The sequence below is a fragment of the Streptomyces sp. NPDC028368 genome (assembly GCF_055565615.1).
Genome location: NZ_JBVHTY010000007.1, coordinates 315,641 through 327,724, shown reverse-complemented (window position 1 = coordinate 327,724; position 12,084 = coordinate 315,641). Strand labels below are relative to the sequence as shown.

Genomic DNA, 12,084 nt, shown 5'->3' with positions numbered 1-12,084 from the left:
CGGCGCGGCCGCGCGAGGGCAGATACATCCATCTTGCCGTACAGCCGTGCCCGGATGGAAACGAGTACGCCCGCGGCCCCGGAGCGAATGCTGCGCTCCGGGGCCGCGGGGTGCTCTGCCGGCTACCGCCAGGTCACTGCGTGACCTGGCCGTGGTCGCCCGGCGTCACAGTGCCGTCACCGGCTGCATCACTGGGCGCCGGCCTTCTTCTTACGGAGGAAGAACACCGCGCCGCCGCCGACCAGGACCAGGGCGACCGCGACGCCCGCGATCACCGGGGTGGCGCTGCTGGAGCCGGTCTCGGCGAGGTCGGTGCCGTGGCCGCCGCCGGTGCCGCCCGAGGTGGCCGGGCTGGGCTGCGGGGAGGGCTTGCCGCCGCCGCTGCCGGCGGTCTTGCAGTCCAGGACCCCGGAGAAGGTCTTCTTGAAGCCGCCCGCACCCTTGATCGTGATCTCGTACGGCTGGTCCTCGGCCACCGGCACGGTCACGGTCTGCGACTTGCCCGGTGCGACCTCGTAGTCCTTGCCGGAGAGCTGGAAGCGGAACGCCTCATCGCCCTTGTTGCTGGCCGTGACGTCCACACCGCCCTTGGCGCAGTTCTTCTCGGCGGTGATCGCCGGGATCGCGCCCTGCTTCTTCCAGGAGACCGTGGCGGCCGCGGAAACCGTCGACTCGCTGGAGCCCGCCAGGATCTGCGTCTGGCTCTTGGCGTGCTCGCCGATGCCGGTGAAGGCGCGGCCGACCGGGACCTTGGTGGCGGCCTGGGCGGTCAGCGAGGTGTTGCCGTCGGCGGCGCCCTTGGGCACGTCGAAGAACAGCTGGGAGCCGTTGGCGGCGCTGGTGACGGGCTTGCCGTCCTTGCCGACGACCTTCACACCGGCCGGGAGGTCGGCGGCCGGGGAGATGGTGACGCTGTCGGCGTTGGTGTGCACGGTCACCGGGCCGAGGCGGCTGCCGGACTTGCCGGAGACGGCCGGCGGGTCCAGCGTCAGCGAGGCCTTGGGCTCGGAGAGGTTCTGCGCGCTCTGCTCCAGGTAGTCGGCGAGCTTCTCGGCCGCCGGGTCGACCGCGTCCACCTTCACGTGGTCGGAGAAGCGCCAGATCGCGACCTGGGTGCCGGCTGCGGCGGTCTTCTCGGTGAGGTTCCCGGACTTGGCCTTGCCGGCGAGCGCGGCCAGGTCGTTCACCTGCGGGTAGGAGTTCTGCAGAATCCAGCGGATCTTGCCCGCGTCACCGTTGTTGTGCAGCGACGAGGCGCTCCAGGGCACTTCCTGGTACTTCGCCTGCTGCTGCGTGGGGTTGTGGATGTCGATGCAGTACGTCTGCAGCGTGCCGCCGTTGTCGACCGACATCTCGAACAGCCCCGCGCCGACGCGCTGGTCTTGCCCGTCGGAGTGCACGATCGCCTGGTCGAAGGTCTTCAGACCGCCGAGCGTCGCGGTGGCGCCTCCCTGTGCGGGGGGCGTGTCATCCGCCGCGGCGGTTCCCGCGGTGGCTATCGCACCCGCCGCGAACAGGCCTGAGGCCACGACCGCGGCGGCAAGGCGGGCTGCGCCCCGCCTCTTCATCGAAAGCATGAATTTCCCCTCTGGGCGAGGCGGTCGAGTGGAGGAGGATGCCTCGCCGGAAAGATCCCAAAGGACTCAACAGCCGAACGCGTCAGCCCCCGTGAATACTCGTCGGATCCTATGGAGCAGGCGCATCACGGTCCCCAGGAATGACATCCCATAACCGATCCGAATCACAATCGTTATCGACACCAGGCATCCCGGTCCTTGCCTTATCGATAAATCCCTGGGACTTATCGGGGCACTGGGGGGCAAGTAAGGGCGCGGGTGACGCCGATGGCGCTTCTTGTGCGATGGCACTGACGCTTTCTCAGGTGGGCTATTCCCGGGGCGGTTCGGGCACTTCGGGGCCCGGAACCGTGTCCACAGCCCCCTCCGGCGCCTCTTGCCGTGGTGGCGCCGGTTCCGTACGCGTCCGCGTGACCCGGCGGAACGCGGCGGTGCCACGGGTCAGATCGTGGCCGATCGCCACGGCGTCGACCTCCGCCGAGAACCAGCGCTGCCCGCCCCGCTCGGGCGGCTGCTCCCCTTCCCGTACGCGCAATCTGCCCTGAACCACCAGAGGTTCGCCGACCGCCACGGACGCCGCGACATTGTCCGCGAGGCCGCGCCAGGACCGGACCGTATAGAAACTCGTCTCCCCGTCGGTCCAGCATTCCCGGGTCCGGTCGTAGCGCCGGACCGTTGTCGCCAGCCGGAACCTCGCCACCGGCACCCCCGCCGTCGTCAGCCGGTGCTCCACCGCCGTCGCGGCATTTCCCACCAGCGTCACCATCGTGTCGTTCACCGGACCCCGCCTCCCCCGCTCCGAACCGCGCGCTCTCCGTGCGGTGATCCCATGCTGCACGGGATCGGCAGGGGCCGCCGCGGGCTGTGGACGACGGCCCGGCTGTGGACAACTCGGCCCCCCGGGAGGGGGAGTGCGCTATGCGCCCGACGCCACCGCGTACTGCTCGCGCACCTCGCGATAGCGCAACAGCTCGGCCGCGACCGGCTCCAGCACCCTGGCCCGGCCGCATCCCGCCGCCGCGTTCCGCAGCCGCCGCTCGGCCTCCTGCCCGCAGCGCCGGGCCGGGCCGCGCGCCGCCACCCTGCACAGCCACGCCAGCGCCGGGCCGCCCACCGACCCGATGACCGCGGGCAGCAGCGCGGAGAACCACGCCGCCGCATCGACCACACCGACGAACACGCCCAGCAGCGACAGCAGACCGACGACCTGCAGCACGAACAGCAGCCCCTGCAGCGCGGCGGCCACCGTCCACCACCGCGGCCGCCCGGCCGGCCCGCCCCGCAGCGACTGCTCCGCGTCCGCCGTCACCTTGTCCAGCGCCTGCGGCAGCCCCTCCGCACCCCGGCCCGCCGCCTCGCGTACTGCCTGGGCCCAGGGCGCCGGCAGCCCGTGCGCCGCCTCGCCCGCCACGGCCCGTACGGCCTGCTCCACCACCGGCCGCGCCGCCGCCCGGCCGTCCGCCCGCATCCCCGCCTGCGTCCCGGCCTGCGTCCCGGCCGCACCCGACTGCCGTTGCCGCCCTTGCCGGGCCACCGGACGGTGCGTGGCGGTGACCGGCTCCCGCCCTCTGCCCGCCGCGCGCCGCCGCTTGCGCAGCCGCGACCAGGGTGAGCCGCAGGCCCGGTCGGCGTGCCGCAGCCAGTCGCGTTCCACCGCGTGCCCGGTGGCGGCCGCGCCCACCGCCTCCGCCAGCCGGTCCTCGAACTCCGCGCGGGCCCGTTCCGTCAGCGCGACCCGGGTCCGGGTGACGTACACCGATCGCAGCCGCTCGGCCGCCGCGTCCACATCCGCCGCCAGCCGCCGGTCCGCCGCGCCCCGCTCCGTGACGAACTGGCCCAGCGCATCACGCAGTTCCGCCACGCCGTTGCCGCTCGCGGCCGACAGCGCGAGCACCGCCGCGCCGGGTTCGCCGTGCTCGCCCAGCGCCAGCCCGTCCTCGTCCAGCAGCCGCCGCAGATCGTCCACCACCTGGTCGGCGGCGTCGCCGGGCAGCCGGTCCACCTGGTTGAGGACCACGAACATGACCTCGGCGTAGCCCGCCAGCGGCCGCAGATAGCGCTCGTGCAGGACGGCGTCCGCGTATTTCTCCGGGTCCACCACCCAGATCACCGCGTCCACCAGCTTCAGCATCCGGTCCACCTGGGCGCGGTTGTCGGTGTCCGAGGAGTCGTGGTCGGGCAGGTCGAGCAGGATCAGCCCGCCCAGCCCAGGAGTGCAGTCCGGCGCGAGGTGCCGCCGCCAGTGCGGCACGCCCAGGCGGTCCAGCAGCCCGTCGGCACCCGGCGGCCCGCCCGGCCACACGCATGCCACCGGTTCCGAGGTCGTCGGCCGCCGCGCCCCGACCTGCGAACGGCTCGCCCCCACCAGCGCGTTGAACAGCGACGACTTACCGCTCCCAGTGGCTCCGGCGAGGGCGACGACGGTGTGCTCCCCGGAGAGCCGGTACCGCTCCCCCGCCGCATCCAGCACCCGCCCGGCCTCGGCCAGCGTCTCCCCGTCGAGCCGGGCCCGGGACAGCGCGATCAGCTCGCGCAGGGCGTCCAGCCGGGCCCGCAGCTCGGCGGTCCGGGCACCACGGGCCCGCTCCGGCGTCCGCTCGTATGCACCGCCGCCGTACGAGCCGCCGCCATACGATCCGTCGCCGTACCGACCACCGCTGAACTGACCACCGCCGTACCGACCACCGCCGTACTGACTACCGCTGTACTGACCACCGCCGTGCTGACTACCGCTGTACTCACCACCGCCGTACTGACCGACGCCGTACCGGCCGCCGGAGGAACCCTCGACCTGACCGTCGTAGGAACCCTCGCGCCGGCCGCCCCACGGGCCGTCGTCCGCCGAACCACCGCCCGGCCCACCCTGCGCGGGCCCCGCCACCGCATCGTCCGCCCCTCTCTTCCCCGCCACCACGTCCACGGCGAGCGCAAACTCCATATCCGCGTCCGTACCCGTACCCGTACCCGAACCCGTACCCGTATCCGCGTCCGCGTCGCGGCCCGCGTCCCGCGCGGGATCGATCGCCGGCGGCGGCCCGGCGGAGGAACCGTCCCGCGGCCCGAACATCCGCCGTCGCGCCCCCGGCCGGGCACCGTCCCCGCCCCGCACCCGCCGCGCAATCAGCCCGTCGTCCCAAGCGCCATGAGCCCCCTGGCCCCCGTCCCGGCTCGCCCCCGCCTCCCGCACGTCCGCCCCCTCGACATCCCCGCCCCCGACGTCCCGGCCCTCCACACCCGCCACGGATTCACTCACCCGGACACCACCTTCTCCACCCGCTCGGCCCGCTCCACAGTCCGCACCGTCTTCTGTTCCCTCTGCAGTACGGACAGCGCGGCAATCAGCTCGGCCTGCTGGTCGGGCGGTACGGCCAGCCGGTCCAGAGGTGCCAGCCGCCGCTCGCGCTCGCCGTCCAGGGCGCGCGCCAGGTACGTCACCAGCAGCCGGCTGCCCCGGTCGCACAGCCTCAGCGCGGCCTGGGCCCCCAGCAGTTCGGCGAGGTTCTCACCCGCCGTACGGGCACGCCGCCCACCGAGCAGCGCCGTGGCCAGCAACGCGGCCGACTCCTCCGGCTCCACCGATCCCGACCGCTCGCCGCCCGGTCCGCCCCGCCCCTCCCCCCTCTCCTCCTCGGCGAGTTCCTCCAGACAACGCCGCCAGCGCCGCACTACCACGCCGAGCCGGTCGCCCGCCCCTGAAGCGCCGGCCGCCGCCGTCACCGCAACATCCTCCGCCGCCGGATCCCGCCGCCACGCCTCCGCGGCCCGCTCGTCCGCCTCCTCGACGGCACAGGCCAGCAGCGAGGTGAGCCCGTGCGTCAACGCATCCAGCAGCTCCTCCGGCCGCCCGCCGAGCCCATGGTCACGCCAGTGGGCACGCGCATCACCGGCCAGCACCTCGCCGGCCGCGACCTCCTGCCGTACCCGCTCCGCGGCCCGCTCGTACGCCTCCTCGACCCGGCCGCTCAGGCGCAGCGCCGCGGCATGCTGGGCGGCGGCCGCGGCGGCCAGCGCGGGCAGCCGGCTGCCCAGCGAGGCGATCACTCCCGCGGCGGTACGGTCCGCGGCGGCGGCACGGGCGACGGGGTCCTGGGCATGCCGCTCCAGCCAGTCCCGCAGCGCGGCGACCGCGGTGGCGGGCAGCAGCCCGCTCCCGCCACCGGCCGATTCGGGCAGTTCGGGAATGGTGAACCGGGGAACGTGGCCGAGGCCTGCGTGGTGGAGGAGTTCGGCGTAGCGCGCGGAGATGTCGGTGACGATCTGATGCGGCACCCGGTCCAGCACGGTCACCAGCGTGACGTCGTACTCCTTGGCCGTACGCAGCAGATGCCAGGGCACCGCGTCCGCGTACCGGGAGGCCGTGGTGACCAGCACCCATACATCCGCCGCACAGATCAGCTCGGCGGCCAGCTCCCGGTTGCCCGCGACCAGCGAATCGATGTCCGGGGCGTCCAGCAGCGCCAGCCCGCTGGGCAACGCCGTATCCGTCTCGATCCGCACCGTCGGCATCCCCGGCTCACCCACGCCGCCGTACCCGCCGCCGGCCTCGTCGTACTCGTACCCCGCCTCCTCCTGCGACCGCTGGGAAGCGCCGCCCGCCTCCCCGTACCCTCCGTCATATCCCCCGCCGTCCTGCTCGGGCACCCACACCCGGGTGAGCTGCGGCAGCACCCGCTGCCCGGCGAACCAGCGGTGATCGTCGGGATGACAGACCAGCACCGGCGTACGCGTCGTCGGCCGCAGCACCCCCGCCTCCGAGACCCGCCGGCCGACCAGCGAATTGACCAGCGTGGACTTGCCGGCCCCGGTGGAGCCGCCGATGACGGCGAGCAGGGGAGCCTGAGGTGACCGGAGCCGGGGGATCACATAGTCATCGAGCTGAGCGAGCAGCTCGGCCCGGTTGCGCCGTGCGCGGGCGGCGCCCCGTAGTGGCAGTGGAAAGCGTGCGGCGTCGACGCGGTCGCGCAGTACGGACAGTGCGTCGATGAGCCGGGGTCGTACGTCCAAGGTCGCCACATGTGCAGAATGCCCAATTTCGTTGCCTTTTTGAAGCGTATAGCCCTGTGTGCGCGCCGTAAGAACCCCCACAGAACGGGACGAGTAACCCATGAGACGATCGGGACAACTGAGGCGCAGGCATAACGAGTGCACAACACCCGGCGCACGAGCCGTCAAAAGCGGTGCAGGATTCGTACCTGCCTGCGATTATCGGGATCGCTTCACTGAACCTCCACAACGTGCCACGGAGGTGAAGCAACCGGTACGAGGCACCCGGACCCCTATCCTTGTCCGCGGTCCGTGATCCACCTCCACCGCCCGGCCCCCGTAGCTCAGTGGATAGAGCAGGTGCCTTCTAAGCACTTGGCCGCAGGTTCGAGTCCTGCCGGGGGCGCTCCGCAAGACCCTCCCTTCGGGAGGGTCTTTTTGCTGGTCAGGGCATGTATGGCTACACACGCAGAACAGCCGGACCCTCCCCTGGTGACCATGGGGAGGGTCCGGCTGTGTCCGGCTGTCACCGGGTTTCTGCGGGTGGCGGCGGAGAATACGCGGAGGAGTTTTTCAGGCCCCCGCCGCGGCCGGATCCGGCAGCTCCCCCGCCTGCTCGATCCTGTGCTTCAGGTCGTCGAGCTGCCCGTCGATGCAGCGCGCGTAGGTGGCCAGAAGTACGGGGACGCTGTTGCCCGCCCAATCGGCCACGGTCGCGGCCGGAACGCCGGCGTTGAGCCAGTTGGTCAGGCAGGTGTGCCGGAGGTCGTACACACGGGGACCGAGGGGGACCCGAATTCGTAAGAGGTGAGCATTTCCTGCCGCGCCCGCCGACCCGCGACACGTCATGGCGTACGACGATGGAGAGGCACGCCGGCAGTTCTCCATTTGCTTCCGCGCCCACCCCACAGGCGGCTCACTGCGCACCAGCGATGAATCGAAGGAGGTCCGCTGGGTCTCCCCAACGGACCTCGACAACCTCGACATTCATCCCTCGATGCGACTGCGCATCAGCCACGGCCTTGATGTGTCACGGACGGTGCCTATATCGACTAAGCCGCATCCACAGCGGCCATACGCTCATCGACCCGGCTCGCGGCGGCATGGATCGCGGGGGCAGCGCGCTGGATGAAGCGGCCCACGATGGTGTCTGGCCCGTACCGCGACACGATCTCATCCAGGCGGTCAGCCGGCGTCGTGTGTCCGCCGGCCGGGGTCGTGGCCATATCGCAGTAGATCAGGGCGTCCACGAGCTCTGGCCGCTCCAGCTCGAACTCGGCTTACCGGTGGCCACAGGCGTGTCAGCCTCAGCCACATGGCCATCGGGGACGTGCCGGCGGCGGGCATGACGGCGGATGGGTCGCTGTCGAGGCTGTGCGCAAGACGGGCGCCGACGAGCGGTACGGCGCGATCCCTGATGTGGCGGGCACCCTGCGAGCAGTGGTGCAGCACCTCGTCCAGCGGCACCTCGTCGGCACGCGTCGCGGTGGTTTGACCCAGGGGCTGTTAGGCAGTTTCGCCCTCGCTCAATACAGGCCGTTCTGTCCCTTGTTTTCCTCGGCGGACGAGACGAGCGTTGGGTCCGCCGACCTCGGTTACTGGCCTGGCAGCATCCTCGTCAACGTGCGAGTCGATACTTCTTCGCGGACAACTTCGATGCACTCGGGCACCGTGTGTTCGCCTCCTTGCGGTCTGGCGGCAGGGTGGGCTCTGCTCCAACCTCGACACACTCGCGCTGCGGCATGCCTGGGTGCCTGTCGAGGAGATGTGGACGGGCGGAGACGAGGCTGCACTACATGAGCCTGAAGGGACAGGTCAGCAGTGGTGCTGTTCGGCTCGCGGGCCCTGTGGTCCCTGGCATGAGCCCGGTCATCCCGAAGCACCGAACCAGGGGCAATCGAGAGGAGAAAGCCATGCGTATACGACGACTGCTGGGTCTCGCCCTCGCCACAGCAACCCTCGCCGGCGTGAGCGCCGTCGGCGCTGCCGCCGCTCAGGCAGCGACGCATCCGACAGTCTCCGCCGCACAGTGCACGGCCCAGGGCGGAACGGTCAACCAGGGCGGCCCCTACCGCGGCCCCACGTGCACCTTCCCCGACGGACACTCCGAAAGCATTACCTGAGCGCGCCGGACCATGCAGGTCTCTTCCAAGCACTGGACCGCAGGTTCGAGTCCTGCCGAAGGCGCCGAGACAGCGCCTCCCTTCGGGAGGGGCTCTTTGCTGGTCAGGGCATGTACGGGCACACACGCAGAAGCGCCAGACCCTCCCCGGATTTCGCGGCCGGCTCCAGCCCGCCGGAAGCTCCGGCAGGTCTCCTCCCGCCTCGATCCGCTTCTTCAGGTCCGAGAGCTGACCCGAGAGGCCACGTGCGTAGCCGGCGGGCAACACCGGGACGCCGGGCTCAGGTCGACCGGGCCGGCAATCAGCGGGGCAATGCTCCTGCCGTTACGGTTGACCGCAGGGCTTCGCGGCAGTGTTCAGGCGGCCTGACCAGCACGGACGGGGTTTATGGGCACTGACAACATCCTGGCCCCCTCCTGCCAACGGCGGTGCCACGCCCACCGCCCTCGCCAGGCCCGTTGCCAACTACCGCCTGACGCCGAGGAACAGTCCGACATTGCAGGGCAGCTCCTCAACGCCCGCCGGGCGCTGCGGACCCGGACCATCGGCGGCGTGATCAGCGAGTACCACGACATCGCTTGACCAGCAGCGATGACTTTTCGACCGCACCACCTGCGGTTCTATCGGACCATGGGTGTACTCGGCGATTTTTGTATCTTGGGGCGCCTGGTAGGCCGGTGAGGTGACGGTGAAGCCGATCAGATCCTTCCGCGATGCGCTCGGGTGGTCGTGTGAGTTCTTGCGTTCGCTCCTGATCAGTAGCTCGGCGACGACCTTGTATCCGGACTTCTCATGCACGGCTCGAAGCTGGGGCTGCTTGGCCTCGGAGTTCGCCGGCTCGTAACTCTCGATCTCCCAGCCTGCCGCAGGCATCTTGTCGACGAGATTCTTCATGCCCCTGCGCAGCTCGTCGGGTGAGGCATCGGCGATCGACCAGGCGTCACGCATGTAGAAGGTGTTCTCCGCGCTGTCGAGGGTCATGGTGAGAGCGCCGCGCGAGCCCTTCTGGTCGCGAACGGCGGTGAGTTCGAGGAAGCCGTGAGAGATCTCGCCGGCCGTCTGTTCTGCCGCTTCGGGCTTCATGGTCTGCAGGTCCTCGGCATCGGTTCCGCCGAACAGTGAGCATCCACTGAGCAATAGGGCGAGCAGGAGACCGCACGCCCGTCGTGGTGCGGGAAACCTGCGTCGGTAGCGTTGAAGCGCCTCGTTCATCACGTGTCACCTCGTCATAGTCGCCGGCGATCACGCGGGCTTGGTTGCGGAGGCTTTCCGTGGGGTTCATCTTCGCCTCGTCCTTGTGACGCCTCTCGGACCTGGATCGGGCTTGATCCTTCCAGGAACTGCGACCGCGGGCGTTCCACACTTCCGGCCGCCGCGGCATGGAACCGGGGCACCAAGCACACTGTGTACTACCTGGCAGGAGCCCTTTGACCCGCGATTTCAGAAACGGGGAACGAGAGTTGTTGGACGAGTTGGTGTTCCGCAGTGACGATGTGCCTGTGCCGGATCGGTTCGGCTACTGGTCCGAGCTCCTGGGGCGTACCCATGCCCCCATGGAGCTGCGCAGCGACTACGCCGACGACTTCCGGGCTTCCCAACGCGTGCTGGCCCTCGGTGCTGTCACCATGTGGTCTGCCGTCTTCCAGCCGCTGGTCTTCCGGCGCACGCCGAAGCAAATCCGGCAGTCCGACCCCGAGACGTACCATATTTCACTCGTGGTACGCGGGACCGGGGGAGGCGTGTGGAGGCACCGGGAAACCCAGTACAAGCCGCACGACCTGCTCATCAACTCTTCCTCGCTGCCGAATGACGTGCACAGCGCCGGGGCCCCGATCACGACGGTGGCGCTGGAGATTCCCAAGGCCCTGGTGCCGCTGCCGCGCGACGTGGCCCGCCGGATCGTCGGGGCGCCGGTGTCGGCCAGGGAAGGGATGGGCGCCCTCCTGGCGCGGTTCCTCACCCAACTCACCGAGGACACCACCCCCTACCAGCCCACCGACGGCGCCCGACTGGGCACGGTCCTGACCGATCTGGCCGCCGCGCTCTTCGCCCATCTGCTCGAAGCGGGCGACTGCCTCCCTCCGGAGACCCACCGACGGACCCTCACGTTGCGCATCCAGGCATTCATCCGGGAGCACCTGCACGACCCGCACCTCACTCCGGCCACGATCGCCGCCGCGCACCACATCTCCACCAGCTATCTCCACCGCCTCTTCCGGGACGAAGACGCCACGGTCGCCGCGTGGATCCGCGGCCGACGCCTGGAGGCGGCCCGCCGCGACCTCACCGACCCAGCACTCCACGCCGTCCCCATCCACGCCATCGCCACCCGCTGGGGATTCCCCCGCGCAACCGACTTCAGCCGCGCCTACCGTGCCGCCTACGGCACCACGCCCAAGGACCACCGGCATCAGGCCCTCCACAGCCACGAGTGAACTCATTGCCAACGCAGTTGTGCACTCAGCCCTCACGACTCACCGGCCGCATTCCGGCATCGTGAAGGAACGTTGGTTCGGTCAAGGGCGCCGGGGTGAAGTACGCGGGCGTGACCACGACCGCGGAGAACTGAATGACCGAGCGGGGCAGGATCTCTTGGTGGCTTCCTTTGCCACCGCAGCAACGCGTTCGGTGGCTGGTGCTTCGCGGGGGACAGCACCAGCCACCGAACGAGAACGGTAGGGCCCAAGATCTCGTACTGCGGGGTCGCCGGAGCCGGCGAGAGCAGGGCGTGCGACATGTCCTTCCCGGAGGGCCGTCGGCCGGACTTCACCATCTATGGCTATGGCTACGGCTACGGCTACGGCTACGGCTACGGCTACGGCTACGGCTACGGCTACGACGGCTGCGGCAGCATGACTGACCCGGGTTCGTGCGACTTCACCGCCTGAGGTGTGCCCGTGTGCCCATGTGCCGTTGAGCGCCGTTGAGGGGCGCCGGTTGTGGTGCGGCACGCGCGGTTGGCCAGTGGTTTCCGTGCGTGCCGCAGCGACTCCGCGCCGGCGCACAGCCCGTACGCCGCTGTGCTGTTGGCCATGCCTCCACGAATGTCCTGCCGGGCGCTCAGCCGGGTAACCGGAGCTGTCAACGCGCACCCGGCGACCGCCGCGGCTCCTTCCGGGCCCCCTCTGCGCGCACCGTGCGCGACTCGAGGTCGACATCCCGAACGTCCACCGACAGTGCACCGCCGGGTCGGAGCTCCCCGCAAGCAGCACAGGGCTGCTGATGCCCGCCCACTTCGCGTCCTGCGCCGACGGGACACCATCGCTGAGCCAGTTGGCCGGGCGGGTGTGCCGCTCGGCGGATCCGGAGGGTGCGAGTAGACCCGGGCTGCGCGGGACCGTCCCGACGGCTGCGCGGATATCGTGACCGGCCAAAGAGATGTGGTGCCGGCTCGGTGGGCC

General features: G+C 70.6%; 9 protein-coding genes, 1 tRNA gene and 2 pseudogenes. 5 read left to right on the top strand and 7 right to left on the bottom strand.

Going from position 1 to position 12,084, the window contains the following annotated elements; translation table 11 throughout:
* Positions 1 to 188: 188 nt before the first annotated feature.
* From ACZ4S3_RS18835 to ACZ4S3_RS18820, 4 genes are all read right to left on the bottom strand, one after another.
* Positions 189 to 1,577: a Cys-Gln thioester bond-forming surface protein gene (locus tag ACZ4S3_RS18835; RefSeq protein ID WP_467935176.1), complete on the bottom strand. Its 1,389-nt coding sequence runs from the start codon at positions 1,575 to 1,577 to the stop codon at positions 189 to 191.
* A 310-nt stretch (positions 1,578 to 1,887) separates the two neighbouring features.
* The gene (locus ACZ4S3_RS18830; protein WP_467935171.1) at positions 1,888 to 2,355 is read right to left on the bottom strand and encodes a single-stranded DNA-binding protein; all 468 of its coding nucleotides are present in this window, start codon (positions 2,353 to 2,355) and stop codon (positions 1,888 to 1,890) included.
* A gap of 138 nt (positions 2,356 to 2,493) precedes the next feature.
* Positions 2,494 to 4,830, bottom strand: a complete 2,337-nt coding sequence (locus ACZ4S3_RS18825; protein ID WP_467935167.1) for a GTPase — start codon at positions 4,828 to 4,830, stop codon at positions 2,494 to 2,496.
* Complete coding sequence (locus ACZ4S3_RS18820; RefSeq protein ID WP_467935588.1) at positions 4,827 to 6,581, bottom strand: dynamin family protein; 1,755 nt, start codon at positions 6,579 to 6,581, stop codon at positions 4,827 to 4,829. Before ACZ4S3_RS18820 ends, ACZ4S3_RS18825 begins: the two co-directional genes overlap by 4 nt.
* Positions 6,582 to 6,893: 312 nt before the next feature.
* Between ACZ4S3_RS18820 and ACZ4S3_RS18815 the strand changes: the two genes are divergently transcribed.
* Positions 6,894 to 6,966: transfer RNA gene (locus ACZ4S3_RS18815), tRNA-Arg, on the top strand.
* Between the two features lie 167 nt (positions 6,967 to 7,133).
* Here the strand turns inward: ACZ4S3_RS18815 and ACZ4S3_RS18810 are convergent.
* Positions 7,134 to 7,334, bottom strand: a complete 201-nt coding sequence (locus ACZ4S3_RS18810; protein ID WP_467935162.1) for a hypothetical protein — start codon at positions 7,332 to 7,334, stop codon at positions 7,134 to 7,136.
* Between the two features lie 58 nt (positions 7,335 to 7,392).
* Between ACZ4S3_RS18810 and ACZ4S3_RS18805 the strand changes: the two are divergent.
* A pseudogene (locus tag ACZ4S3_RS18805) lies at positions 7,393 to 7,605 on the top strand (NUDIX hydrolase); the annotation flags it as partial.
* 7 nt (positions 7,606 to 7,612) lie between these two features.
* On the opposite strand, the pseudogene ACZ4S3_RS18800 reads toward ACZ4S3_RS18805, so the two are convergent.
* Positions 7,613 to 7,837, bottom strand: a pseudogene (locus tag ACZ4S3_RS18800) (phosphohydrolase); the annotation flags it as partial.
* A 636-nt stretch (positions 7,838 to 8,473) separates the two neighbouring features.
* Between ACZ4S3_RS18800 and ACZ4S3_RS18795 the strand changes: the two are divergent.
* A complete protein-coding gene (locus tag ACZ4S3_RS18795; RefSeq protein WP_467935159.1) occupies positions 8,474 to 8,683 on the top strand; it encodes a hypothetical protein in 210 nt (69 codons plus the stop codon).
* Between the two features lie 465 nt (positions 8,684 to 9,148).
* On the opposite strand, the gene ACZ4S3_RS18790 is transcribed toward ACZ4S3_RS18795, so the two are convergent.
* Positions 9,149 to 9,895, bottom strand: coding sequence for a hypothetical protein (locus ACZ4S3_RS18790; RefSeq protein ID WP_467935155.1), 747 nt, complete (start codon positions 9,893 to 9,895; stop codon positions 9,149 to 9,151).
* 248 nt (positions 9,896 to 10,143) lie between these two features.
* On the opposite strand from ACZ4S3_RS18790, the gene ACZ4S3_RS18785 reads away from it, so the two are divergent.
* Both ACZ4S3_RS18785 and ACZ4S3_RS18780 read left to right on the top strand, forming a co-directional pair.
* On the top strand, positions 10,144 to 11,118 hold the full coding sequence (locus ACZ4S3_RS18785; protein WP_467935151.1) for a helix-turn-helix domain-containing protein: 975 nt from the start codon (positions 10,144 to 10,146) through the stop codon (positions 11,116 to 11,118).
* A gap of 300 nt (positions 11,119 to 11,418) precedes the next feature.
* Positions 11,419 to 11,571, top strand: a complete 153-nt coding sequence (locus ACZ4S3_RS18780) for a hypothetical protein (protein ID WP_467935147.1) — start codon at positions 11,419 to 11,421, stop codon at positions 11,569 to 11,571.
* Positions 11,572 to 12,084: the final 513 nt, after the last annotated feature.

Excerpts from the sequence above, each read along its gene's own strand:
- ACZ4S3_RS18835 (WP_467935176.1), bottom strand. The coding sequence starts at position 1,577 with ATGCTTTCGATGAAGAGGCGGGGCGCAGCCCGCCTTGCCGCCGCGGTC.
- ACZ4S3_RS18795 (WP_467935159.1), top strand. The coding sequence starts at position 8,474 with ATGCGTATACGACGACTGCTGGGTCTCGCCCTCGCCACAGCAACCCTC.
- ACZ4S3_RS18780 (WP_467935147.1), top strand. The coding sequence starts at position 11,419 with ATGTCCTTCCCGGAGGGCCGTCGGCCGGACTTCACCATCTATGGCTAT.
- ACZ4S3_RS18790 (WP_467935155.1), bottom strand. The coding sequence starts at position 9,895 with ATGAACGAGGCGCTTCAACGCTACCGACGCAGGTTTCCCGCACCACGA.